The sequence below is a fragment of the Aeromicrobium sp. SP1 genome, from assembly GCF_055663785.1.
This window is the reverse complement of record NZ_JBQVVK010000001.1, coordinates 521,593-544,021: the sequence shown is the minus strand read 5'-3', so window position 1 is coordinate 544,021 and position 22,429 is coordinate 521,593. Positions and strand designations below refer to the sequence as shown.

Here is a 22,429-nt window from a genome sequence, read left to right as displayed (position 1 = left end):
ATGCCATGCCCACTCTCGTCCACGACTTCGACTGGCCGGACCGACTCGTCGTCGGGACGGTCGGCGTGCCCGGACAGCGCACCTTCTACCTGCAGGCGCGTGCCGGCGACCGGCTCCTGAGCGCGGCGCTGGAGAAGGAGCAGTCGGCGGCGTTGGCCGACAAGATCGACGAGGTCCTCGACGAGCTGATGGCCGAGGACGGCAATCCGTATCACGTGCCGCCGACCGCTCCCGAGGGCCTGGACGATCCCGATCCCCTCGACGAGCCGGTGGTCGAGCAGTTCCGGGTCGGGCTGCTCTCCCTCGGCTGGGACCCGCGGACCGCCCAGGTCGTCATCGAGGCGTACCCGCTCGTGGAGGACTCGCCCGAGTCGCTCACCGAGGCCGAGCCCGTCGAGCCCGCGGAGGTCCTCCAGGTGCGGATCCCCGTCGGCACGGCGCGTTCCTTCTGCAAGCGCACGCGCGAGGTCGTCCTGTCGGGACGGCCCATCTGCCCGTTGTGCCTCGAGCCGATCGACCCCGAAGGCCACACCTGCCCCGACCTCGACCTGGACGCGTGAGCCTGCCCGGGGCCGCTCGCCCGACCGGCGAGCTCGTGCTCGAGGGACGCATCCTGCCGGCCTCGAACGCCACGTTCCTCGGTCACGTCGACGAGGCAGCGGTGGTCTACAAGCCGATCGACGGCGAGCGTCCGCTGTGGGACTTCCCCGGCGCCGTCCTCGCCCACCGCGAGGTCGCCGCCTGGCTGGTCTCCGAGTCGCTCGGCTGGAACGTCGTCCCGCCGACCTGGCTCGACGACGGACCGCACGGCACGGGGATGCTGCAGCTGTGGCAGGAGGCCGATCCCGCGCGCGAGGCCGTCACGCTCGTGCCCGCCGGTGAGGTGCCCCACGGCTGGTGCCATGTGCTCGACGGCATCGACGAGCACGAGCAGCCCGTCTCGCTCATCCACGAGGACTCGGCGGCGATGCGCCGGATGGCGATCTTCGATGCCCTCGTCAACAACGCCGACCGCAAGGGCGGGCACGTGCTCGCGATGGCCGGCGGTCATCGGTTCGGCGTCGACCACGGGCTGACCTTCCACGTCGAGCCGAAACTGCGGACCGTGCTGTGGGGGTGGATCGGCCAACCGCTGGCGCCCGACGAGCTGGCGGGCGTCGCGCGCGTGCTGGCCGACGAGGCACTCCAGTCGGACCTCGCCGACCTGATCGCCGCGCCCGAGCTCGAGGCGATGCGGGACCGCGGCGACCGCCTCCTCGCCACCGCTCGGTTCCCCGGGCCGCAGGGCGAGATGCCGGCCGTTCCGTGGCCACCGTTCTGATGACGCCCCTCGGCTCGGCGGACCCGGCTCCCACCGAGGCCGTCCGCTAGCATCGCACCGGCACGAGGCGGCCCCACCATCCCCGGGATCCTCGAGCCGACCACGTGAGCTTCGACCCACAGCCCCCGATCTCGCTCCTGGAGGACCGATGACCCGCACCCTCGGCCACGACCTGACCGTCTCCGATCTCGGCCTCGGGTGCATGGGGATGAGCCAGAGCTTCGGTCCGCGCCCGCCGCGGGACGAGATGATCTCCCTCATCCGCACGGCCGTCGACCGCGGCGTCACGTTCTTCGACACCGCCGAGGTCTACGGCATCCACCACAACGAGGAGCTGGTCGGCGAGGCGCTCGAGCCCGTACGGGACCGGGTCGTGATCGCCACGAAGTTCGGCCTCACGTTCGAGCCCGACGGCCGGATGACCGGACTGGACAGCTCGCCGGCGCACATCCGCGAGGTCGTCGACGGCTCGCTGCGCCGCCTGCGGACGGACACGATCGACCTGCTCTTCCAGCACCGCGTCGACCCGGACGTGCCGATCGAGGACGTCGCCGGGACGGTCGGCGAGCTCATCGCGGAGGGCAAGGTCCGCCACTTCGGCCTGTCCGAGGCGAGCGTCGACACGATCCGCCGCGCCCACGCCACGTATCCGGTCACCGCGCTGCAGAGCGAGTACTCGCTGTTCTGGCGCGAGCCCGAGGACGAGATCCTGCCGACGCTGGCCGAGCTCGGGATCGGCTTCGTGCCGTTCAGCCCGCTGGGCCGTGGCCTGCTCACCGGTGCCGTCGCCGCCGACTCGACGTTCGGGGAGGGCGACATCCGGGCCACGCTCCCCCGGTACGCTCCCGAAGCGCTCGCCGCGAACCATGCCCTCGTCGACCTCGTGACCGTCGTCGCCGAGCGCCGTGGCGCGACCGTCGGCCAGGTGGCGCTCGCCTGGCTGCTGGCCCAGCAGTCGTGGATCGTGCCCATCCCCGGCACCCGCAGGCTCGAGCGGCTCGACGAGAACCTCGGCGCCACGGCACTCGAGCTCACCGCCGACGACCTCGCCGAGCTCGACGCGGCCTCGCGCTCCGTGCGCGTCATCGGCGACCGCTACCCCGCGGCGATGCAGCAGATGATCGACCGCTGAGTCGTCGGGTCACGTCACCCACGGCGCGCAGGTACCGGGTCCTGCTCGCCTCGTCAGGCGGGCAGGACCCGGACCCGGGCGGTCAGGCCACCTTGCGGGGACGGCCCATGACCGGGACGGCCTCGAGCGCCTTGCCGCGGTCGAGCAGGACGCCTCCCCACACGCCCGTCTCGGCCCGCGCCTGCCCCAAGGAGAGGCAGACGTCGCGCTGCAGGCACGAGCCGCACAGCGTGCGGGCCGCGTCGAGGGCGCTCGCGTCCTCGGGGAAGAACAGCTCGGGGTCCAGACCCGCGCACGCCCAGTCCTGCTTCGGGGCGCGCGGGGTCGGGGTCGCGTAGGCGACGGTCACTCCCTTGCTGTTGAGGATCGACGCCATGATCTTGCTCTCCATGTGCCGTCACCTCCTTGTCGGTGGCACGTGGTCGGGTTTCGGAAATGCAGAAGGGCCGCTCCCTCGAGATCTCGTCTCGTTGGAGCGGCCCGTTGTCGGGTGCTGGTGGCACCTACATCGGCGGCTCCGAGGGACGCTTCGGCTCGAACGAGAAATCGGCCATGAGACCGTGCGCGGCGGCAGCGCTCGTCGAGCGGACCCACGTGGGGGTCTGGTTGCCATACAGCGTGGTCATGGTCGTCCTTGCGTTTTGCGAAGCGGTCCCGGACGGGGCCGTGAGGATCACCCTAGGCCCGACCGCCGGATCCGGCCAAGCCACTTTCGCGGCCGGCCGGTTCCGGGCGTACCGGGGCAGGTGGTGCGGCAGGCACATCAGCTGGCCTGCTGGTCGATCCGGACGAGGTTGCCGGCAGGATCACGCAGCGCGCAGTCGCGCACGCCCCAGGGCTGGTCGGCCGGCTCGGACACGATCTCGGCGCCCCACTCGCGCGCCTGCGCGAACGTCGCATCGAGGTCGTCGGCGTGGAAGTGCACGCCGTTCATGGCGCCCTTCGCGAGCAGCCGGGCCACGGCGTCGACGTCGTCGGGACTGCCGTCGACGTAGTTGGTGAGCACGATCGACACGTCCGACTGGGCGGGCGAGCCGACGGTGATCCAGCGGAACTGCTCACGCGGGACGTCGAGGCGCACCTCGAGTCCGAGGGCGTCGCGGTAGAAGGCGAGGGCCTTGTCGGGGTCGTCGACCTGGACGAAGCAGGTGGAGAGTGTGAGGTTCATGTCTCCACGCTAGGGCGCGGCCGACGCGGGCGTCTTCTCCGTTCCTGCTCTATCGGCGCACGGGTCGCGTGGCCTGCTTCGCGACGCAGTTCGAGAGTCCGACGAGGTCGGCGTGGTCGCCGGCGCGGTACTGCGTCGGGGTCTGCCCGACCAACTCGGTGAACCGCGCACTGAACGACCCCAGCGACGTACAGCCGACCGCCATGCACACGTCCGTGACCGACAGGTCTCCGCGCCGCAGCAGGGACTTCGCCCGCTCGATGCGCCGCGTCATGAGGTAGCCGTAGGGGGTCTCCCCGTACGCCGCCCGGAACTGCCGGGAGAAGTGCGCGGGCGACATGAGCGCCTCGCGTGCGATCGCCGCCACGTCGAGCGGCTCGGCGAACCGGCGGTCCATCAGGTCGCGCGCCCGCCGCAGGTGCGCGAGGTTCGCCAGCTCCTCCGCGTTCACGGGGTCAGCCTAGGGAGCGGGTGCCGTGGAGTCACCCGGGGACGGACGGATCTTGATGCGTTGCGGTGGCCATGGCGACCGCAACGCATCAAGATTCGTCCCCCACGGGCAGGCCGGCGGCCCCGTCCCGATTCACACTGGGGGCATGAGGATCACGGTCGTCAGGGGCGACATCACGACCCAGCAGGTCGACGCGGTCGTGAACGCCGCGAACACCCGGATGCGCGGAGGCGGCGGCGTCGACGGCGCGATCCACCGGGCCGGCGGACCGGCCGTGCTCGAGGACTGCATCGCGCGGTTTCCCGACGGACTGGCGACGGGCGACGCCGGCTGGACGACCGCCGGGCTCCTGCCGGCACGCTGGGTGATCCACACCGTCGGCCCGAACCGGACGGCCGGCCAGACCGACCGGTCGCTGCTCGTCTCCTGCTACCGCCGCACCCTCGAGGTCGCCGACGAGCTCGGTGCCGCGACCGTCGCCTACCCGCTGATCAGCGCGGGCGTCTACGGCTGGCCGCTCGACGACGCGGCCCTCGCGGCGGTCGACACGCTGCGCACCACCGACTCCGACGTCGTCGAGGCGAGGATCGTCGCGTTCAGCGACGCCGCCCTGGCAGCCGTCCGGACCGCGTTGGGCTGAGCCGCCGCACAGCGGAGCGGGGCCCGGCGGACTCCCCCGAAGTCCACCGGACCCCGCGGTCCGTGTCGCAGCCGAGCGTCAGAGCTGCTCGGCGAACTTCGGCAGGTTCCGCTTCATCACCTTGCCGGTGGGGTTGCGCGGCAACTCGTCGAGGAACATCACGGCGCGCGGGACCGCGAAGCGGGCGACGCTCCCCTTGGCGTGCTCGACGACCTCCTCCTGCGTGAGCGTCTCGCCATCGCGCACGACGACGTACGCGGCGAGGCTCTGGCCCCACTGCGGGTCGTCGATGCCCGTGACCACGACGTCCTGCACCTTCGGGTGCTCGATGAGGCAGTCCTCCAGCTCGCGCGGGAACACGTTCTCGCCGCCGGAGATGACCATGTCGTCGTCGCGGCCGGCCACGAACAGGCGTCCCTCGGCGTCGAACCAGCCGAGGTCGCCGGTGTGCATGAGCCCGTCCTTGAAGCTCTTGGAGTTGCCGTCGGTGTAGCCGGCGAACAGCATCTCGTTGCCGACGTAGATGACGCCCGTCTCGCCGGCCGGCAGCTCGTTGCCCTCCTCGTCGAGGACCTTCGTGATCGTGCGCCATGGCACGCGGCCCGCGGTGCCCGGCGCGGCCCGCAGGTCGCGCGGGTTCGCGATCGTGGCCCAGCCGGTCTCGGTGGCGCCGTAGAAGTTGTAGACCGAGTCGGTGAACGTGTCCATGAAGTGGGTCGCCAGCTCGCCGGCCAGGGCCGAGCCGCTCGAGGCCGTGATCGCCAGGCTCGAGACGTCGTGGTTCTTGATGACCTCCGGATCGGCGTCGACGAGCCGCTGCATCATGAGCGGCACGACGACGAGCACCTCGGCCTTGTACTGGGCGATGTCGCGCACGACCTGCTCGGGCACGAAGCGCCGGCGCAGGACGTAGGTCGGGACGGTCGACAGGCCGAAGCCGAAGTTCAGCAGGCCCCACGAGTGGAACAGCGGAGCCGCCAGCACGACCGTCGAGTGGCCCTCGTAGGGGATCGAGCCGAAGAACGTGAGGAGCGGGTCGAGGTTCTCCGGCTCCTTGCGCTGGGCGCCCTTGGGCAGGCCCGTCGTCCCGGACGTGAAGATCACGATGCCGCCGGGCTTCGAGGGCTTCTGGTGATCGGCGGTCGGCCGGCCCTTCGCGATGCCCGCGACGGTCTCGCGGCCGTGGGTGTCGTCGTCCTCCCACGCGACGAGCACCGGCGTGTCGCCGATGTCGGTGGCGACCGGGAGGAACTCCTGGTCGAGAATCACGAGCTTGGCGCCCTCACGCTTGGCGAGCTCACCGAGCTGGCTGGCGCTGGCCATCGTGTTGAGCAGCAGCATGCGGCCGCCGATCTGCATGATCGCGACCATCGCGACGACCATGTGGCGGTGGTTGCGGCACAGCACCGCGACGGGGTCGCCGACGCCGATCCCACGGGCCTTGAGGGCCGCCGTGAACCGGTTGATCTCGGCGCTGGTCTCGCTCCACGTGAGCTCGCCGGCATCGTCGATGATCGCCAGCTGCTGGGGGCGGCGCGCTGCCGCGGCACCGACCGCCGACGGGAATCCGGGCCCCCAGGTGGCCAGCTTGACGCCGGCCTTGGCCAGCCGGACGGGGTTCTGGGGCTTGAGCAGACCAATCTGCTTCAGCACCCGCACCTTGTAACCGAGGTCGCCCATTCTCTCTCCAGATTCCTGTGTGTACCGGCCAGTAGGTTCGCAGTGTGACGCAGGTTACCAGCGAGTCATTTCGGGAGGGTAACTCCCTGTCCACGATGCGATGCACCTCACATCCGGCCTGAGTTTGCTGTCACTGCCGTTGTAACCCGGCGTTCTGCTCGCGCGCGGCGTCGCGCGTGCCCATATTGGGAACGTTGCGGGCATCGGGGCCCGCGAGGGAGGGGACGTCAGATGACCAACTCGGTGGCCGTCGTGACGGGTGGAGCAGGTGCCCTGGGCCTCGCTGCGGCGAGGATCCTGAGCCGCGACCACCACGTGGTGCTCAGCGACGCGAACAAGGACGGACTCGTCACGGCCCTCGACGACCTGTGCCGACCCGGCGTCTCGGCCGAGTCGGTCGCCGCGGACGTGACCGACCGCGGCGCCGTCGAGGAGCTCATGGCCGTGGCCGCTGACGCGGGTCGGGTGACCGCGGTCGTGCATGCCGCCTCCGTCGGTCCTCGGTCGGCGGACGTCCAGGAGATCGTGCGGGTCGACGCGCTCGGCACCATCCACGTCGCGCGTGCGGCGCTGGCCGTCGCCGGTCCCGGCACCGCCGTCGTCACGGTCGCCTCCGCCGCCGGGCACGTCCTGCCGTCCGCCCTGCTGCCGCGCTGGATCTTCCGGCAGGCCCTCGTCGACCCCGACGACTTCGCCACACGTCTCGTCCGGGCCGCGTCGATCGGGCCGGACCGGATCCGCCCGGGCTCGGCACACGTCCTGAGCCGCGCCTTCGCGATCTGGTACTCCGCCCGTATGGCCGAGGCGTTCGCCGACCGCGGCGCGCGCATCGTCTCCGTCTCGCCCGGTACGCTCGCGCCGGCCCGCGTCGACGAGGTCGCCGAGGTCGTCGCGTTCTGCGCCGGGGACCGCCCAGGATTCCTGAACGGCACCGACGTGCTGTGCGACGGCGGCGCGACTGCCGCCGGGACGCCGCTGTCGCGGCTCGGTCTCCTGCGCCCCCGCGACTGATCCCGCCGCGGCCGGATCCGACCCTTCCGCGGGGCTCCCGCATCGACTAGTATGCAACTGGTTGCACTACAACGAGGTGCATTTCCGTTTCGTCGTGGAGGTCGAAGATGTCCCTGCCCGCCATCGTGGAGAACCGTCTGTCGATCCCCGTGGTCGCGTCGCCGATGTTCATCGCCTCGGGACCCGAACTCGTGATCGCCCAGTGCAAGGCGGGTGTCGTCGGCTCCTTCCCCGCGCTCAACGCGCGGCCGGCGTCCATGCTGGGCGACTGGCTCGACCGGATCGAGGGCGAGCTCGCCGGCACGGACGCGGCACCGTTCGCGGTCAACCAGATCGTGCACCGCTCGAACAACCGACTCGAGCAGGACATGGCCACGATCGTCGAGCACCGCGTGCCGATCGTCATCACCTCGCTCGGCGCCCGGCCCGAGATCAACGACGCCGTCCACTCCTACGGCGGCATCGTGCTGCACGACATCATCAACGACCGCTTCGCACGCAAGGCGGTCGAGAAGGGCGCCGACGGGCTGATCGCCGTCGCGGCCGGCGCGGGCGGCCACGCGGGCACGCTGTCGCCGTTCGCGCTGCTGCAGGAGATCCGCACGTGGTTCGACGGGCCTCTCCTGCTGTCGGGCTCCATCGCGCACGGCCGGTCGATCCTGGCCGCGCAGGCCGCCGGTGCCGACCTCGCCTACGTCGGCTCGGCGTTCCTGGCCACCGACGAGGCGAACGTCGTCGACGCGTACAAGCAGATGATCGTCGAGAGCACGGCGGGCGACATCGTCTACTCGAACCTGTTCACCGGCGTGCACGGCAACTACCTGCGTGGCAGCATCCTCGCCGCCGGCCTCGATCCGGAGGACCTGCCCCAGGGCGATCCGTCGACCATGGACTTCGGCTCCGGTGGCACCTCCGACGCGAAGGCGTGGAAGGACATCTGGGGCGCCGGCCAGGGCCTCGGCGTGATCGAGGCGACGGTCCCGACGGCCGACCTCGTGGGCCGGCTCAAGCGCGAGTACGACGCGGCGCGCGACCAGCTGCTCGCGGGCGCCGCCCTCGCCGGCTGAGTCCCCACGACCGCCACGGACTGGGACGTGCCCGGAACGACGAGGCGACGTGCCTAGGGTGGGCAGCATGGCCACCCCTCGCGAGAACGTCCTGCTCGTGCACTGGCACGACCTCGGTCGGCACCTGCACAGCTACGGGCACGCGTCGGTGGTCAGCCCGCACACCGACGCCCTCGCGGCCGAGAGCTTCCTGTTCACCGATGCGCATGCCACCGCTCCCCTGTGCTCGCCGTCGCGCGGATCGCTGCTGACCGGGCGGTACCCGCACGAGAACGGCCTGGTCGGCCTGGCCCACCACGGCTGGGAGTACCACGAGGACGTCGTCACGCTGCAGCAGGCGCTCACCGAGGGTGGTTGGCACACAGCCCTGTTCGGCATGCAGCACGAGACGACGCACATGACGCGCCTGGGCTACGACGAGTACGACGTCGAGAACTCCTACTGCGACCACGTCGTGGCGCTGGCCGAGGGCTTCATGTCGCGCATCGGGGACACGCCGTTCCTGCTGAACGCCGGCTTCTTCGAGACGCACCGGCCGTTCCCCGCATCGGAGTACGAGTACGCCGATCCTGCCCTCGTCGAGGTCCCGGGCTACCTGCCGGACACGCCCGAGGTGCGCGAGGACCTGGCCGCCTTCCACGGCTCGATCACGAAGGCGGACCGGGCGGTCGGCCGCCTGCTGGACGCGCTGGCCCGGCACGGTCTCGACGAGAGCACGTGGGTCGTCTTCTACACCGACCACGGGGCCGCGCTGCCGCGCGCCAAGTCCACGCTCTACTCGGCCGGGACGGGCATCGCGCTCATGGTCCGGCCGCCGCGACGCCGTGGGCTCGAGCCGCGCCGCGTCGACGACCTGTTCTCCGGCGTCGACCTGATGCCCACCCTGCTGGACCTGCTCGACGTGGCGGTGCCGGCCGGCGTCGACGGCGTCTCGCATGCCGCACGACTCGCCGGAGCCGCGCCCGGTCCCGCGCGCGACGTCGTCTTCACCGAGAAGACCTACCACGACAGCTACGACCCGATGCGTGCCGTGCGATCCAAGCGCTGGAGCTACATCGAGAACTACACCGACCGTCCCGAGCTCGACCTCCCGCTCGACATCCAGGACAGCCTGTCCGGCGAGGCGGTCTCGGGTCGCTACGACGCTCCGCGGGCCGCGGTCGAGCTGTACGACCTCGTCACCGATCCCCTCGAGACCGTCAACCTGGCGGACGATCCCGCGTTCGCCGACGTGCGGGAGACGCTCGCCGGCCGGCTCCGCGCGTGGCGCGAGGACACCGCCGACGCGCTGCCCTCCGACGCGGAGGGCTCGGCGATCGCCGAGCGGAACATGGAGCGCTACCTCGCCCAGATCGCGCCCAAGCCCGAGACGGTCCCCCGCTCGCCGCGCGGCACGGACCGCGAGCTGGCCGACCCGGTCCGGGGCGGCCACGCGGTCTGAGGCGTCAGGACGGCAGTCCGAGCCGCTCCGCGTCCTCGCGGTAGCGGTCGATCCACGCCTTCGAGCGCCGATCGCCCTGGCGCTGCAGGGGCGGGTCGGGGGCGAGCTCGGGGTCGATCCCGAGCGCGGCCAGCACCCGCCCCACCTCACCGTGCGGGTCGGCGACGAGCGCCTGGTACGGGATCTCGATCGGCTCGAGGCCCTCGTCGGCGAACCAGCGCCGCCAGCCCTGCTCCTGCTCCAGCAGGAGCCGTGCCAGGTGCGCGATCCCGTCGGCGTCGTACCGGGCCCGGTCGTCGAGCTCGGCCGGGGTCGGGCCGCGCCAGACCTCCGTCTGGACCGCGCGCCACATCGAGACGGCCTGGGGCACCACGTCCTCACGCCACACGTGCACGTACAGCGGGTCGGTGCCGAGCAGGTCCACGATCGCCGAGCGCAGGTCGTCGCCGCTGCGCTCCGGCCAGTCGGCCATCCGGTCCAGCACCACGGGGACCTGGTTCCACATGAGCTTGCCGCCCCAGATCCCGTTCGCGGATCGACCGATCCCCCTCACGTGCGCGACCCACTCGTCGGCGGTCCGCAGGTCGGGGCTGCCGCCGTCGAGCGGGGGCAGCAGGGCGAGCACGCGCTCGTCGGTGACCCCGGCGAACCACTCCCGCGGACGCGGCGACATGCCGGAGTGCCTCAGGAAGTGGAAGTGCTCCTCAGGCATGCCCGCGACGCCGGTCTCACGCAGTGACTCGACCAGGAGCGTGCTCCCGCTGCGCTGGGACCCGCACACGAGGTAGGCGGGCGGCGTCACCGTGTCGGCCATGTCGAGCAAGGTAATGGAGAACCCGGGTCCGGGTCAGCCATCTCGCAACGTGAGTCAGCGCACGCACCGGAAACCCAGGTGGGACGTGGCCGAGTCCTCCGACTGCGGCGACCGCGCGGCCGGCCGGTAGCGGCGGCAGTACTCGGGCGCACACAGGTGCGAGCCGCCCTTCGTGACCCGGAACGAGTCCGGTCGCCCCGACGGGCTCAACAGGTCCCGGCGCCCGTCGATGTCGACGCCCGCCTCGTCGTGACGCGGGGTGTAGCGATCGGCCGTCCACTCCCACACGTTGCCGATCAGGTCGACCAGACCCCAGCCGTTCGCGGGATACGTGCCCACCGGAGAGGTGCCGCCCCAGCCGTCGCTGCGGTACGGGAAGTGGCCGAGCCACGTGTTCGCGACGACCTCGCCGTCGGGGTGCAACGCGTCGCCCCACGCGAACTCGCGGGAGTCCAGGCCGCCCCGGGCGGCGAACTCCCACTCGGCCTCGGTCGGCAGTCGCAGCCCGGCCCACCGCGCGTACGCGGTCGCGTCGACGTGGCTGACCTGCACGACGGGGTGGTCGGCCAGTCCGTCGATCCTGGAGTCCGGACCCAGCGGGTGTCGCCACTGGGCCCCGGGCTGCCAGCGCCACCACTGCGTCCAGTCGGTCAGGTCGACCGGGCCGGTGCTCGGGGTGAAGACGAGCGCACCCGGCACGAGGTCGGCGGGATCGGCGCCGGGGAAGTCCGCGGGATCGGGCGCCCGCTCGGCGACCGTGACGTAGCCCGTCGCGGCGACGAACGCCGCGAACTGCGCGTTCGTGACCGGATGGACCTGGATCTCGAAGGGGTCGACCCGGCGCCGGTGGGCAGGCCGCTCCTCGGGGTAGTGCCGGTCCGAGCCCATCGTGAACTCGCCCCCGGGCAGGGCCACGAGTGCCTCAGTCACGGGACGGGAGTGCCACGCGCGTCAGGTGGCCTTGCGACGGAACTCGGGCTGCTCGATGGGCTTCGAGGCACCGTGCGACTTCTCGCTGCCATCGTGCTCGGCGGCCTCCGCGGTGGCGTGGTGGCGTTCCTTCTTCTTGTCCAGCGCCTCGCGGAACTTGGCTTTCAGGTCTTCGGCATCGGTCACGACGGCCTCCTCAGGCTCAGGTCCACCGTAGCCGTCGAGCGGACCGGATGCCTCAGCGCGCTCGGTAGGGTGCCGTCATGGACATCGCAGGAGCATCCGCCATCGTCACCGGAGGGGCGTCCGGCATCGGCGCCGCAGTCGTCCGCCAGCTCGCCGCGCGCGGCGCCCGGGTGGTCATCGCCGACCTCAACGAGGACGCCGGTCGCGCCCTCGCCACCGAGGTCGGCGGCGTCTTCATCCGGGTCGACGTCACGGACACCGACCAGATCCTCACCGCGGTCGGCGCCGCCGAGGAGCTCGGTCCGTTGCGCGTCCTGGTGAACTCGGCAGGCATCGGCTGGGCCCAGCGCACGGTGGGCCGCGACGGCGGCTTCGACTCCGCGCACGACCTCGACGCCTACAAGCGGGTCATCGCGATCAACCTCGTCGGCACGTTCGATGCGATCCGGCTGGCCGCCACCGCCATGAGCCGCACCGAGCCGCTCGAGTCCGGCGAGCGCGGCGCGATCTGCAACCTCGCCTCCGTCGCGGCGTTCGACGGCCAGATCGGCCAGGCCGCGTACTCCTCGTCCAAGGGCGGCATCGTGGGCCTGACCCTGCCGGTCGCGCGCGACCTGGCGGCGATCGGCGTGCGCGTCAACACCGTCGCACCCGGCCTGATCGACACCCCGATCTACGGCGAGGGCGAGGCCGCCGAGCAGTTCAAGGCCAAGCTCGGCGAGTCCGTGAACTTCCCCAAGCGACTCGGCCAACCCGACGAGCTGGCCAGCATGGTCGTCGAGTGCGTGACCAACTCGTACATGAACGGCGAGACCGTGCGGGTCGACGGCGCCATCCGGATGCCCCCGAAGTAGGTCGAGTCATGCACCTCACGTCCCAGCGGCAGCTCGCCGACGGCGTCATCGAGCGGGAGTTCACCCTCGGCGACATCCCGGGACTCGTCTGGACTCCCGCGTCGGCCACCGCGTCCACTCCGGCTCCGTTGATCCTGATGGGTCACCCCGGAGGTCTGGGTCCCATGCAGCCGCGCCTCGCGGCCCGGGCCCGGTCCGCGGCGGCACAGGGCTTCGCCTCGGCCGCGATCGAGCTGCCCGGCAGCGGCGGGCGCCCCGCCCTGCCCGCTGTCGACGAGGCCCGCGTCGCACTGCGGCAGGCCATCGCGTCCGGCAGCCGACCGAGCGACGACGTCGTGGATCGACTGGTCCTGCCACTCGTCGACGCGGCGGTGCCGGAGTGCCGGGCCACCCTCGATGCCCTGCTCGCCCTGCCCGAGATCGGTGGACCGGTCGGCTACTCCGGCGGCGTGATCGCGATCGGCGTCCGGCTGGCCGTGGTCGAGCCGCGCATCGTGGCAGCCGGCCTCTTCGCCGGGAGCTTCGTGCCCCGCACGATCCTGCAGGAGGCACGCCGGGTCGTCATCCCGGTGCACGTCCTGCTGCAGTGGGACGACGCGGGCAACGACCGACAGGCCGCGCTCGACCTGTTCGACGCCTTCGGCTCCTCGGAGAAGACGCTCAACGCCAACCTGGGCGGGCACACGGGCGTTCCGTCCTTCGCCGCCGAGGACGCCGGCCGCTTCTTCGCCCGTCATCTGAACGCGGGCGCGTAGCCCCGAGCGAGCACTAGGCTCGGCGCGACGTAATACCCGGGCGACACGGAAGGCCACACGATGGGCGAACAGGTCAGGTTCCTGCTGGACGAGTCGGAGCTGCCGACGCACTGGTACAACATCGTCGCCGATCTGCCGACGCCACCGCCTCCGCCCCTGCACCCGGCGACGCACCAGCCGGTCGGGCCGGACGACCTCGCGGCGCTGTTCCCGCCCGAGCTGATCGCGCAGGAGGTCTCGGCGGAGCGCTACGTCGAGATCCCCGAGCCGGTCCGCGAGGTCTACCGCCAGTACCGACCCTCCCCGCTCGTGCGCGCCCGCCGCTGGGAGCAGTCGCTCGGCACGACGGCCCGGATCTACTACAAGTACGAGGGCGTCTCGCCGGCCGGCTCGCACAAGACGAACACGTCCGTCCCGCAGGTGTACTACAACGCGATCAACGGCGTCACGAAGCTCACCACCGAGACCGGTGCCGGCCAGTGGGGCACGGCACTGGCGTACGCGTGCTCGCTGTTCGGCCTCCAGTGCGAGGTGTGGCAGGTCGGCGCCTCGTTCGACACCAAGCCGCAGCGACGCACCCTCATCGAGGTGTTCGGCGGCACGGTGCACCGCTCCCCCAGCACGTTGACGCAGTTCGGCTCGTCGCTGCCGCAGGACCATCCCGGCTCGCTCGGCATCGCGATCACCGAGGCCGTCGAGGTCGCGGCACAGGACCCGGCGATCAAGTACGCCCTCGGCTCGGTGCTCAACCACGTGCTGCTGCACCAGAGCGTCATCGGCGAGGAGGCGCTCAAGCAGCTCGCCCTGGCCGGGGAGTCCGGAGCCGACCTCGTGATCGGCTGCGCGGGCGGCGGCTCGAACTTCGCCGGCCTCGCGTTCCCGTTCCTGCGAGAGAAGCTGGCCGGCCACCAGAGCCCGCGGATCCTCGCGGTCGAGCCGGCCTCGTGCCCCACGTTGACGCGCGGCGAGTACCGCTACGACTTCGGTGACACCGGGGGTATGACCCCGCTCATGAAGATGTACACGCTGGGCCACGACTTCGTGCCGTCGCCGATCCACGCCGGCGGGCTGCGCTACCACGCGATGGCTCCGCTGGTCTCGCACACGGTCCACGAGGGTCTCATCGACGCGGTCGCGCTGCACCAGAGCGAGTGCTTCGACACGGCGCTGGGCTTCGCGCGCACCGAGGGCATCGTGCCGGCGCCGGAGTCCTCGCATGCGCTCGCGCAGGCGCGCCGGGCCGCCCTCGAGGCCACCGCGACGGGCGCCGAGCCGGTCATCGTCGTCGGCCTGTCCGGTCACGGCCTGCTCGAGCTGGGCGCGTACGACTCCTACCTGAACGGCCGGCTCGAGGACGACCCGCTCTCCGACGACGACCTCGCCGCCGCCCTCGCCAACGTCCCCGCGATCTGATCGGCGTGCCCGACGGCCCCGTGCTCTCCGGCACCCGCATCCTCGTCACGGCGCAACGGCGGGCGTCCGACCTGGCGCTCGCGCTGAATCGTCGGGGAGCCGACGTCGAGATCGCGTCGGCGCTGGGCGTCGAGGCGCACCTCGACGAGGACGCCCTCGTCGCCGCCACGCGCACGCTCATCGAGCACCCGGCCGACGTCGTCGTCATCACGACGGGCATCGGGTTCCGGGGCTGGTGGGAGGCGGCCGAGGCCGCCGGGGTCGGCGAGGACCTGTGGGCGCTGCTGGACGGCACCCGGCTCGTCGCGCGCGGGCCCAAGGCCCGAGGGGCGCTGCAGGCCGTCGGACTGCGGCCGGACTGGGTCGCCGAGTCCGAGACGTCCCACGAGATCGGCGAGTTCCTCGTCGCCGAGGGCGTGCGCGGCGCCCGGATCGCCGTCCAGCACCACGGATCGGGCGACGACGGCCTCGCGGACGTGCTGCGCGCCGCAGGCGCCGCGGAGGTCACGCCGCTCATCGTGTACCGGTGGGGTCCCCCGCCGGACGAGGCCGCCGTCACGCGCTCACTGCGTGAGGCCGCCTCCGGACGCTTCGACGCCGCGCTCTTCACGTCGTCGCCGGGCGCGGCGGCCTGGATCGCCCACGCCGAGCGTGAGGGCGTCCTGGACCGCATCCGACTGCTCGTCGGCGACGGCCGGTTGACGACGGCCGCCGTCGGTCCCGTCACGGCCGAGCCCCTGCGTCACGCCGGGCTCGCACCGATCGTGCCCGACCGCGGACGCCTGGGCGCGCTCGTGCGTCTCGTCGTGGTGCACCTCGGCGCCGAGGACGGCGGTCTGCTGACCACGGCCGGTCGTCTGCGGGTGCTCGCCACCACCGCGACGGTCGACCATCGCGTCCTGCCGGTCTCCCCCAGCGGCCTCGCGCTGCTGCGCCGACTCGCGGTCGAGCCGGGTGCGGTCGTCTCGCGCGACGAGGTGCTCGACGTCCTGCCCGGCGACTCGCGCGACCGGCACGCCGCCGACGTCGCGATCGCCCGCGTGCGTGAGGCCTGGGGCGCCGACCACCCGATCCGGACCGTCGTGAAGCGCGGCTACCGGCTCGCGCTGCCGGGCGATCCGGACTGAACCGACCAGACGATCCGGGCGAACTGCCCGACGGCGCGGACCGACTCGAGGCGGAGCCGGTCGGACTCGACCCGGCGCGGCAACAGCGGGGCGCCGCTGCCGAGGGCGACCGGGGCGACGGACACCGCGACCTCGTCGAGGGCGCCCACATCGAGGAACTGACCCGCGAGGTCGCCCCCGCCCACGACCCAGATGTCGCCGTCACCCGCGGCCTCGCGAATCGCCTCGAGATGGTCGGCGACCTCGCCCTGGACGAACCGCACGTCGGCGCCCGTGGGCACCGGCAGGTCGCGCGTCGTGAAGACGAACGTCGTTCGGTCGCCGTGGAACTCCTGCCACTTGTGCGGGTAGGCGAGCAGGTCGGTCTCGGCCAGCACCCACTCGTACGTCGTCGATCCCTCGACCATGACGGACGCGTTCGCGGGGACCAGGCCCTCCGGGGGCTGGTCGCCACCCTCGACGGCGAACAGCCACGTCAAGGAGTTCTGGGTGTCGGCGATCCAGCCGTCGAGGCTCGTCGCGGTGTCGAAGATGATCCTGCCCACGCCTCCATGGTGGCGCGATCGTCGGACATCCGCGACACCATGGGGGCATGGGAATCGAGGTGCGACCCGCGACCGAGTTCGCCGACGTCGCCACGATGGTGGGTCCGAAGCGTCCGGACGCGAACGTCTGCTGGTGCCTGAGCTATCGCGTCGCCAACGCGCTCAACCGGTCGCTGCAGAAGCAGGCACGCGGCCTCCACGTGAAGACGCTGATGGCCGAGGGCCCGCCCGGCGTGCTCGCGTACGACGACGACGAGGTGGTCGGCTGGGCCGCCGTCCACCCCCGCGCCGACACCTCGTTCGCGACGAGCCGCAGGATCCCGCACGTCGACGACCTGGACGTCTGGAGCATCTGGTGCCTCCGGGTCCGGCCCGGCCACCGGGGCGAGGGCATCTCGCACCACCTGCTGGCCGGTGCCGTCGAGTTCGCCCGGGCGCAGGGGGCGCCGGCGGTCGAGGGCTACCCGGTGGACAACCGCGGCGAGAAGGTCGACCTGACGATGGCCTACGTCGGCACGAAGGCGCTGTTCGAGGCCGGCGGCTTCAGCCAGGCGGCCGAGACGACCTCCGTCCTGAACGGCTTCCCGCGCGTCCTGATGCGCCTCGACCTGGGCTGATCGCGACGCGCGGACTCCCCGGTCGAGTGGGTTCTCCACTCGACCGGGGAATCGGTCACCCGGCCTACCGCACGCGGACCGCGACTGTGCTGGAGACCGAGCCATTCGTCTGGCCCGATCCGGCGTAGACGGCGCGCACGGACTTGGTGCCGCGCGTGGCGAAACGGACCTTGGTGCTCGCCCTGCCGTTGACCAGCGAGGCCGTGCCGAGCACCTTCGAACCGCTGACGAACGTGACCTTGCCGGTCGGGACGTGACCGGCGGCCGAGACCGTCGCGGTGACGGTGACCGGCTTGCCCTTCGCCACCGACTTCGCGACCTTGACCGCGGCCCGGCTGGCCGCCTTGACGACCGTGAGGTTCACGGCCGTGCTCGTGGAAGCTCCGGCCAACGGTCCGCCGGCGAAGCGCGCCGTGAGCCGGTGCGTGCCGACGCCCAGCCCGGAGACCGGGACCGACGCCGAGCCGTTCGCGACGGTGCCGCTGGCGACGACCTTCGCGCCGTCGAGCAGGTCGACCTTGCCGCTCGTGGCCGCGCCGTCCAGGCTCACGGTCGCGGTGACCTTGGTCGCGTACGGGACCTTCGTGGCGGACAGGCTCAACGCGGTGGTGGTCGCGAGCTCCTGACCGAAGGCGTCGGTCGCCCTGCCGAGCCGCAGGAAGACCGTCTCGCCGGTCGCGTTCTTGAGACCGTCGTTGTCGGTGACCCCGTAGAGCCGGCCGTCCGCGGCGATCGTGAAGCCTTCGAGCTTCTCCTGCGTCCAGCCGTGCGTCGCCCTCAGCTGCGGCAGCACGTCGATCGCGAGCCGCTTGTCCAGGATCGGCAGCGCGTCCGTCGCCGGATCGGTGACCTCGCCGTTCGCCGACGGCACCGACACCGTGTAGATGCGCTTGTTGCGCGCATCCGGGCCGTTGAGCTTGTCGCGCTCGATCACGGCGAACGTGTCGTGGTCGATCGCGGTGATCTCGGACAGGCCGACCCAGTCCGCGCTGCCCCGCTGCGGGGACTGCAGGCGGTAGCCGTACCAGTGGAACGAGGCGTCGGAGACGTCGTAGCGGCCGATACGGACGACGTCGTCACCCTCGTAGGCGTCGAGCGTCCCGAGGTCGGACCACAGTGGCCGCTGCACGACGAACCACACGTGCTCACCACCGGCGTCGGTGGTCGCGGTGACGCCCTCGAGGCCCCAGTTCTTGATCTTCGACGAGACGTCGGCCGGCAGGTTCACGCGCTGCTGCACGACACCGGCGTCGTCCGTGCGGACCAGGGTGTTCGCCGGGCCCGTCGCGCCCTCCGAGGCGAGCCAGAAGCCGCCCGCGGGCCGCTTGAAGACTCCCTCGACGTCGAGCGGCACGGCGGCGCCGCCCTCGGTGACGGGGATCGACTGCGTGATCCGCGCAGGCGTCTGCGCGACGTCGAGCTTGAACAGGGTGCCGTTCTTGATCACGGTGTCGGCGGCGGTCCAGAGCGTGTTCGCGTCCTGGGGGTCGCCGGAGAGCGCGCCGAGCGCCTCCCAGCCGATCGGTGCTCCGGCGGCATCGCCGGAGACGACGCCCGGGAAGGAGTCCTGGCCGGGCTTCCACGCGTACAGGCCGACCGTCGCGCGCACCGCGTTGGCGGCGTCGTCGGTCTCGCTGGAGACGGCGAGCAGTCCGCGCGACGGGATCGGCAGGATCCCCTCGGGGCCGGGCGTCGTGCTGAGGATCTGCACGAACTCCGGTGCCGCCGGATCGCTCACGTCGTAGACGGCGACGAAGTTGCTGCGCTCGGAGCCGACGAACGCGTACGGCTTCCCGTCGAACTCCGCGACCGCGAGGCCCTCGGGCTCGCTGCCCTTCTTGGCGGCCCGGTCGTCGTTGTAGAGGCCGTACCGCACCGCGAGCCGCTCGAAGGAGTTGCCGGCGTCCCACACGACCGTGCCGGCCGTGTCGAAGACCGTCCAGCCGCGGCTGCCGCCCTTCCAGTCACCCTCGTTGGCGGTGGCGAGGTGATCGTCGTCGATCCAGGCGACGGAGTCCGGCTCGCGGCGCACCCCTGTGAGCGAGTCGGTCAGCGAGATCACGCCGTCCTTCTTCGCGTCGATGCCGGTGAGGTCGACCGTGCCGGCGCTGAAGGCCTTCTCGATCCCACCCGTGGCGGTGTCGATCAGGACGACGCCGTTGTTCTCCTGCAGGGTCAGGGCGAGCGTGCCCTCGCCGTTGATGCTGACGTACTCCGGCTCGGGATCGGTCGGCTCGACGATGCCCGCGTCGACCAGGACCGGCAGGGCGCTGCCGTCCTCGGCGACGAGGTCGACGGTCCGCAGGCCCCAGTCGGCCGGGTTGGTGCCGTCGAGGTCGATCAGCTGCACGAACCCGGCGGGCAGCTGGGGCAGATCGCCCTTGCTGCCCCCGGCCGGAGCGGTCTCCTCGTCGCGCTGGTTCTCGATCGCGATCGCCGCGATGGACTTGTCCTTCGTCAGCGCGATCGAGTCCGGCTGGCCGCCGAGGTCGATGCTGCGGACGCGCTTGCCGTCGCTGAGGCGGACGACGTCGAGCCGGCCGCTGGGGTCGGTGAAGCTCGTCGAGGTGTCGACGACGACGAGCACGTACTTGCCGACGACCGTGACCGAGGTGGGCTGGTCGTCGACGTCGCCGAGCTGGGCGAGCGAGAGGCTGCCCGCGCCGCTGACGTCGTCAGGGTCGCTGATGTCGAGGAAGCCGATCCGCTTTCCCAGGGCGTCCGAGTAGACGAGGGTGTCGCCGTCCTCGGAGACCGCCGAGATCTCGGCGACCGTCGCGGCGGAGGGGGCCGTGCCGGCGGGGACGTTCTTGTAGACGGGGTAGGTGGCGACGCGGTGGAACGACTTCGGGGCGTCGTCGGCGCTGGCGGTCGCGGTGAACGCGACCGGCAGGACCGTCGCGAGGACGGCGGCGCCGGTGAGCAGGTGCAGCGAGCGGGACATGACTCTCCTGGATGGGGGACGAGGATCGACCCGAGGGTCTCGGCTCCCGCCGAACCGCCGGCCGCCCCCGGGTGAACGCCCGGTGACGATCCCCGCAACACTGATCCGGTGACCCAGACGGCCCAAGCCACCTCGCGGCCCGCGATCGCGGCCGGCATCACCGTCCTGCTGTGGGCCTCGGCCTTCGTCGTCATCCGCGACCAGGGCTCGGTCTTCTCCCCCGGCGCGATGGCCTTCCTGCGGCTGGCCTTCGGCCTCGCCGTGCTGACCCCGTTGTGGCTCGTGGCGCGCAGCCGGGGCGCCACCCGGCGGCCCTCGCGCCGCGCCCTGGTGTTCGTGGTGCTGTACGGCGCGGCGTGGTTCGGCGGCTACACCGTCGTCTTGAACTGGGCCGAGCAGCATCTCGACGCCGGGACCGCCGCGCTGCTCGTCAACGTCGCCCCGCTGCTCGTCGCCGCCTACGCCGGACTGTTCCTCGGCGAGGGGTTCCCCCGCCCGGTCGTGACCGGGATGGCGGTCGGCTTCCTCGGCGTCGTCGTGATCACCGCCGGCGGTGGCGGCGCCCACGCCAGCCTGCTCGGCATCGCGCTGGGCCTGCTGACCGCCGTGCTCTACGCCGCCGGCGTGCTGCTGCAGAAGGTCGCGCTGCACACCGTCGACGCCGTGACCACGACGTGGCTGGGCGCCGTCGCGGGCCTGGTCGTCACCCTCCCGTTCGCCCCGACGGCCGTCTCCGAGCTGGCCGACGCCGCACCACACGACATCGCCCTGATCGCCTACCTCGGCATCGGGCCGACGGCGATCGCGTTCACGACGTGGGCCTACGCGCTGGCTCGCACGAGCGCGAGCACGATGGCCGCGACGACGCTCGTCGTCCCCGCCATCGTGATCGTCCTGTCGTGGCTGTTCCTCGGTGAGGTGCCGACACCGCTGCGCGTGCTCGGCGGCGGACTGTGCCTGCTCGGCGTGGCGATCAGCCGCGGCCTCGTGCGGCTCGGGCGCTGAGCCGACCCGCCTCCGGCGGGCGAGATGTGTAGCAGTTTCCACCAGAAGGCGGCCTCCGAGGCCGATCACGGGTGCACACCGCTACACATCCGCTAGCGAGGGCGCAGCGAGTCCGGAGCGGGGAACGGCAGCACGAAGGTCTCGGGCTCGGCACCGACGACCGAGGCCGTGCCGAACTCGTCCGCGACGACGGTGACGTGGTCGGGGGTGGCCTCGCCGATGCGGACGGGGCGTTCGTTCCCGTCGGGCAGACGCAGCCACCACGGATCGGCGAGGTAGCCGATGCCACGGTCCTCGAGCGCCTGCTCGGCCTCGGTCCAGTCCAGCGGCTCCTCGGTGACTCGGCGGCCCAGCAGGTCCACGGCGGCGAAGTCGTCGCCGACCGGCACGACCCATCCGACGACCTCACCGTCGGCGCGGCGGTGCGGCGTCCAGCCCTCGGGAAGCATGGGTCCACCCTAGGGAAGCCGGGCGAGGCGGCAGGATGTGTCCATGCAGTTGTCCTCGATCCACCGCTACCCCGTGAAGTCGTGCCGCGGTGAGACCCTCGACGAGGCCGTCGTCGAGCCGTGGGGTCTCGCGGGCGACCGGCGGTGGATGGTCGTGGATCCCGACGGGGACGTCATCACGGCGCGCGAGGCCCATCGGCTGCTGACGATCGATCCGCGGCCGACGGACACGGGCGTACGGCTGTCCGCGCCGGGCACGGCGCCGATCGACGTGCCGTTCCCCGATCCGGCGAAGCAGTCGCCGGTCCATCTGTGGAAGTCGGACCTCACGGCAGCCGTCGCCGAGGACGCCGGCGACTGGCTCACCGCCCACCTCGGCTGCCCGGCGCGGCTCGTGCACCTCGACGACCCGACCCGGCGACCGACGAGCCCGGCATACTCCGAGCCCGACGACCGAGTCAGCTTCGCCGACGGCTACCCGCTGCTGGTCACCACGGAGGCGTCGCTCGCGGCGCTCAACGCGGCGCTGCCCGAGCCGCTGCCGATGCATCGCTTCCGGCCGAACGTCGTCGTCGCCGGTGGCGAGGCGTGGGCCGAGGACGACTGGCGACGGATCCGCATCGGCGAGGCCGAGTTCCGTGCCGTCAAGGGCTGTGCCCGGTGCGTCATGGTCACCCTCGAGCCGGACCATGCGACCGGCGAGGTCGCCGGCGGGAAGGAGCCGACCCGCACGCTGGCCCGCCTTCGCCGCTTCGGCTCCGGCGTCTGGTTCGGCGTCAACCTCATCCCCGACTCCCCCGGCGCGGTGATCCGACCCGGCGACGAGGTCGAGGTCCTCGAGGCCGCTCCCCCGGGCGGCGGCCCGGTGGGTGCCTGACC

General features: G+C 72.1%; 25 protein-coding genes. 14 read left to right on the top strand and 11 right to left on the bottom strand.

What is annotated here, in order from left to right; translation table 11 throughout:
- The first annotated feature begins 5 nt into the window (after positions 1-5).
- The 3 genes from ACT26F_RS02690 (at position 6) to ACT26F_RS02680 (ending at position 2,453) form a co-directional block, all read left to right on the top strand.
- The gene (locus ACT26F_RS02690) at positions 6-560 is read left to right on the top strand and encodes a DUF3090 domain-containing protein (RefSeq protein ID WP_471668936.1); all 555 of its coding nucleotides are present in this window, start codon (positions 6-8) and stop codon (positions 558-560) included.
- Positions 557-1,321 carry an SCO1664 family protein gene (locus ACT26F_RS02685; RefSeq protein WP_471668935.1) on the top strand — a complete coding sequence of 255 codons (765 nt, stop codon included), beginning with the start codon at positions 557-559 and terminating at the stop codon, positions 1,319-1,321. The genes ACT26F_RS02690 and ACT26F_RS02685 overlap by 4 nt, the downstream gene beginning before the upstream one ends.
- Positions 1,322-1,469: 148 nt before the next feature.
- Positions 1,470-2,453, top strand: a complete 984-nt coding sequence (locus tag ACT26F_RS02680) for an aldo/keto reductase (RefSeq protein WP_471668934.1) — start codon at positions 1,470-1,472, stop codon at positions 2,451-2,453.
- Positions 2,454-2,535: 82 nt separating this feature from the next.
- Here the strand turns inward: ACT26F_RS02680 and ACT26F_RS02675 are convergent, their stop codons facing one another.
- The 4 genes from ACT26F_RS02675 to ACT26F_RS02660 form a co-directional block, all read right to left on the bottom strand.
- Positions 2,536-2,844 (bottom strand): WhiB family transcriptional regulator, encoded by a 309-nt coding sequence (locus ACT26F_RS02675; protein WP_471668933.1) that lies wholly within the window; start codon positions 2,842-2,844, stop codon positions 2,536-2,538.
- Positions 2,845-2,956: 112 nt separating this feature from the next.
- Positions 2,957-3,079, bottom strand: a complete 123-nt coding sequence (locus tag ACT26F_RS02670; protein WP_471668932.1) for a hypothetical protein — start codon at positions 3,077-3,079, stop codon at positions 2,957-2,959.
- 137 nt (positions 3,080-3,216) lie between these two features.
- The gene (locus ACT26F_RS02665) at positions 3,217-3,621 is read right to left on the bottom strand and encodes a VOC family protein (RefSeq protein WP_471668931.1); all 405 of its coding nucleotides are present in this window, start codon (positions 3,619-3,621) and stop codon (positions 3,217-3,219) included.
- A 49-nt stretch (positions 3,622-3,670) separates the two neighbouring features.
- On the bottom strand, positions 3,671-4,072 hold the full coding sequence (locus tag ACT26F_RS02660) for a helix-turn-helix transcriptional regulator (protein WP_471668930.1): 402 nt from the start codon (positions 4,070-4,072) through the stop codon (positions 3,671-3,673).
- A 145-nt stretch (positions 4,073-4,217) separates the two neighbouring features.
- Between ACT26F_RS02660 and ACT26F_RS02655 the strand changes: the two genes are divergently transcribed.
- Positions 4,218-4,712: an O-acetyl-ADP-ribose deacetylase gene (locus tag ACT26F_RS02655; RefSeq protein WP_471668929.1), complete on the top strand. Its 495-nt coding sequence runs from the start codon at positions 4,218-4,220 to the stop codon at positions 4,710-4,712.
- A 78-nt stretch (positions 4,713-4,790) separates the two neighbouring features.
- On the opposite strand, the gene ACT26F_RS02650 is transcribed toward ACT26F_RS02655, so the two are convergent.
- Entirely contained in the window at positions 4,791-6,392 is a 1,602-nt protein-coding gene (locus ACT26F_RS02650) for an AMP-binding protein (protein ID WP_471668928.1), read from the bottom strand.
- Between the two features lie 231 nt (positions 6,393-6,623).
- Here ACT26F_RS02650 and ACT26F_RS02645 point away from each other — a divergent pair, with 231 nt between their 5' ends.
- From ACT26F_RS02645 to ACT26F_RS02635, 3 genes are all read left to right on the top strand, one after another.
- The gene (locus ACT26F_RS02645) at positions 6,624-7,403 is read left to right on the top strand and encodes an SDR family NAD(P)-dependent oxidoreductase (RefSeq protein ID WP_471668927.1); all 780 of its coding nucleotides are present in this window, start codon (positions 6,624-6,626) and stop codon (positions 7,401-7,403) included.
- A gap of 107 nt (positions 7,404-7,510) precedes the next feature.
- A complete protein-coding gene (locus tag ACT26F_RS02640; RefSeq protein WP_471668926.1) occupies positions 7,511-8,470 on the top strand; it encodes an NAD(P)H-dependent flavin oxidoreductase in 960 nt (319 codons plus the stop codon).
- Positions 8,471-8,537: 67 nt separating this feature from the next.
- Entirely contained in the window at positions 8,538-9,911 is a 1,374-nt protein-coding gene (locus ACT26F_RS02635; protein WP_471668925.1) for a sulfatase family protein, read from the top strand.
- Positions 9,912-9,915: 4 nt separating this feature from the next.
- Here the strand turns inward: ACT26F_RS02635 and stf0 are convergent, their stop codons facing one another.
- Genes stf0 through ACT26F_RS02620 form a run of 3 tightly spaced genes read right to left on the bottom strand, consistent with a single transcriptional unit; the run spans position 9,916 to position 11,841 of the window.
- Positions 9,916-10,725, bottom strand: coding sequence for a trehalose 2-sulfotransferase (stf0, locus tag ACT26F_RS02630; protein ID WP_471668924.1), 810 nt, complete (start codon positions 10,723-10,725; stop codon positions 9,916-9,918).
- Between the two features lie 54 nt (positions 10,726-10,779).
- The gene (locus ACT26F_RS02625; RefSeq protein ID WP_471668923.1) at positions 10,780-11,655 is read right to left on the bottom strand and encodes a formylglycine-generating enzyme family protein; all 876 of its coding nucleotides are present in this window, start codon (positions 11,653-11,655) and stop codon (positions 10,780-10,782) included.
- Between the two features lie 21 nt (positions 11,656-11,676).
- Positions 11,677-11,841 carry a DUF5302 domain-containing protein gene (locus tag ACT26F_RS02620; protein WP_471668922.1) on the bottom strand — a complete coding sequence of 55 codons (165 nt, stop codon included), beginning with the start codon at positions 11,839-11,841 and terminating at the stop codon, positions 11,677-11,679.
- A 77-nt stretch (positions 11,842-11,918) separates the two neighbouring features.
- Here ACT26F_RS02620 and ACT26F_RS02615 point away from each other — a divergent pair, with 77 nt between their 5' ends.
- From ACT26F_RS02615 to ACT26F_RS02600, 4 genes are read left to right on the top strand one after another with little or no spacing between them, the layout of a single operon-like run.
- Positions 11,919-12,695: an SDR family NAD(P)-dependent oxidoreductase gene (locus tag ACT26F_RS02615; protein ID WP_471668921.1), complete on the top strand. Its 777-nt coding sequence runs from the start codon at positions 11,919-11,921 to the stop codon at positions 12,693-12,695.
- 8 nt (positions 12,696-12,703) lie between these two features.
- Positions 12,704-13,450, top strand: coding sequence for an alpha/beta hydrolase (locus ACT26F_RS02610; RefSeq protein ID WP_471668920.1), 747 nt, complete (start codon positions 12,704-12,706; stop codon positions 13,448-13,450).
- Between the two features lie 60 nt (positions 13,451-13,510).
- Positions 13,511-14,863: a TrpB-like pyridoxal phosphate-dependent enzyme gene (locus tag ACT26F_RS02605; RefSeq protein WP_471668919.1), complete on the top strand. Its 1,353-nt coding sequence runs from the start codon at positions 13,511-13,513 to the stop codon at positions 14,861-14,863.
- Positions 14,864-14,868: 5 nt separating this feature from the next.
- A complete protein-coding gene (locus tag ACT26F_RS02600) occupies positions 14,869-15,990 on the top strand; it encodes a uroporphyrinogen-III synthase (RefSeq protein ID WP_471668918.1) in 1,122 nt (373 codons plus the stop codon).
- Here ACT26F_RS02600 and ACT26F_RS02595 read toward each other — a convergent pair.
- Positions 15,957-16,535 (bottom strand): dihydrofolate reductase family protein, encoded by a 579-nt coding sequence (locus ACT26F_RS02595; protein ID WP_471668917.1) that lies wholly within the window; start codon positions 16,533-16,535, stop codon positions 15,957-15,959. The two genes, ACT26F_RS02600 and ACT26F_RS02595, sit on opposite strands and share 34 nt — an antisense overlap.
- 47 nt (positions 16,536-16,582) lie before the next feature.
- Between ACT26F_RS02595 and ACT26F_RS02590 the strand changes: the two genes are divergently transcribed.
- The gene (locus ACT26F_RS02590) at positions 16,583-17,152 is read left to right on the top strand and encodes a GNAT family N-acetyltransferase (protein WP_471668916.1); all 570 of its coding nucleotides are present in this window, start codon (positions 16,583-16,585) and stop codon (positions 17,150-17,152) included.
- 64 nt (positions 17,153-17,216) lie between these two features.
- Here the strand turns inward: ACT26F_RS02590 and ACT26F_RS02585 are convergent, their stop codons facing one another.
- Positions 17,217-20,096: an esterase-like activity of phytase family protein gene (locus ACT26F_RS02585; RefSeq protein ID WP_471668915.1), complete on the bottom strand. Its 2,880-nt coding sequence runs from the start codon at positions 20,094-20,096 to the stop codon at positions 17,217-17,219.
- 108 nt (positions 20,097-20,204) lie between these two features.
- Between ACT26F_RS02585 and ACT26F_RS02580 the strand changes: the two genes are divergently transcribed.
- Positions 20,205-21,101 carry a DMT family transporter gene (locus tag ACT26F_RS02580; RefSeq protein ID WP_471668914.1) on the top strand — a complete coding sequence of 299 codons (897 nt, stop codon included), beginning with the start codon at positions 20,205-20,207 and terminating at the stop codon, positions 21,099-21,101.
- Positions 21,102-21,193: 92 nt separating this feature from the next.
- Here the strand turns inward: ACT26F_RS02580 and ACT26F_RS02575 are convergent, their stop codons facing one another.
- Entirely contained in the window at positions 21,194-21,550 is a 357-nt protein-coding gene (locus ACT26F_RS02575) for a hypothetical protein (protein WP_471668913.1), read from the bottom strand.
- 43 nt (positions 21,551-21,593) lie between these two features.
- Here ACT26F_RS02575 and ACT26F_RS02570 point away from each other — a divergent pair, with 43 nt between their 5' ends.
- Positions 21,594-22,427, top strand: coding sequence for an MOSC domain-containing protein (locus tag ACT26F_RS02570; RefSeq protein ID WP_471668912.1), 834 nt, complete (start codon positions 21,594-21,596; stop codon positions 22,425-22,427).
- The last annotated feature ends 2 nt before the right edge of the window (positions 22,428-22,429 follow it).

Bases quoted from the DNA above. Each gene is read 5' to 3' on its own strand.
- ACT26F_RS02575 (WP_471668913.1), bottom strand. From the start codon at position 21,550: ATGCTTCCCGAGGGCTGGACGCCGCACCGCCGCGCCGACGGTGAGGTC.
- ACT26F_RS02605 (WP_471668919.1), top strand. From the start codon at position 13,511: ATGGGCGAACAGGTCAGGTTCCTGCTGGACGAGTCGGAGCTGCCGACG.
- ACT26F_RS02650 (WP_471668928.1), bottom strand. From the start codon at position 6,392: ATGGGCGACCTCGGTTACAAGGTGCGGGTGCTGAAGCAGATTGGTCTG.
- ACT26F_RS02570 (WP_471668912.1), top strand. From the start codon at position 21,594: ATGCAGTTGTCCTCGATCCACCGCTACCCCGTGAAGTCGTGCCGCGGT.
- ACT26F_RS02645 (WP_471668927.1), top strand. From the start codon at position 6,624: ATGACCAACTCGGTGGCCGTCGTGACGGGTGGAGCAGGTGCCCTGGGC.
- ACT26F_RS02635 (WP_471668925.1), top strand. From the start codon at position 8,538: ATGGCCACCCCTCGCGAGAACGTCCTGCTCGTGCACTGGCACGACCTC.
- ACT26F_RS02690 (WP_471668936.1), top strand. From the start codon at position 6: ATGCCCACTCTCGTCCACGACTTCGACTGGCCGGACCGACTCGTCGTC.
- ACT26F_RS02665 (WP_471668931.1), bottom strand. From the start codon at position 3,621: ATGAACCTCACACTCTCCACCTGCTTCGTCCAGGTCGACGACCCCGAC.
- ACT26F_RS02680 (WP_471668934.1), top strand. From the start codon at position 1,470: ATGACCCGCACCCTCGGCCACGACCTGACCGTCTCCGATCTCGGCCTC.
- ACT26F_RS02640 (WP_471668926.1), top strand. From the start codon at position 7,511: ATGTCCCTGCCCGCCATCGTGGAGAACCGTCTGTCGATCCCCGTGGTC.
- ACT26F_RS02590 (WP_471668916.1), top strand. From the start codon at position 16,583: ATGGGAATCGAGGTGCGACCCGCGACCGAGTTCGCCGACGTCGCCACG.
- stf0 (WP_471668924.1), bottom strand. From the start codon at position 10,725: ATGGCCGACACGGTGACGCCGCCCGCCTACCTCGTGTGCGGGTCCCAG.
- ACT26F_RS02655 (WP_471668929.1), top strand. From the start codon at position 4,218: ATGAGGATCACGGTCGTCAGGGGCGACATCACGACCCAGCAGGTCGAC.
- ACT26F_RS02585 (WP_471668915.1), bottom strand. From the start codon at position 20,096: ATGTCCCGCTCGCTGCACCTGCTCACCGGCGCCGCCGTCCTCGCGACG.
- ACT26F_RS02670 (WP_471668932.1), bottom strand. From the start codon at position 3,079: ATGACCACGCTGTATGGCAACCAGACCCCCACGTGGGTCCGCTCGACG.
- ACT26F_RS02675 (WP_471668933.1), bottom strand. From the start codon at position 2,844: ATGGAGAGCAAGATCATGGCGTCGATCCTCAACAGCAAGGGAGTGACC.
- ACT26F_RS02610 (WP_471668920.1), top strand. From the start codon at position 12,704: ATGCACCTCACGTCCCAGCGGCAGCTCGCCGACGGCGTCATCGAGCGG.
- ACT26F_RS02615 (WP_471668921.1), top strand. From the start codon at position 11,919: ATGGACATCGCAGGAGCATCCGCCATCGTCACCGGAGGGGCGTCCGGC.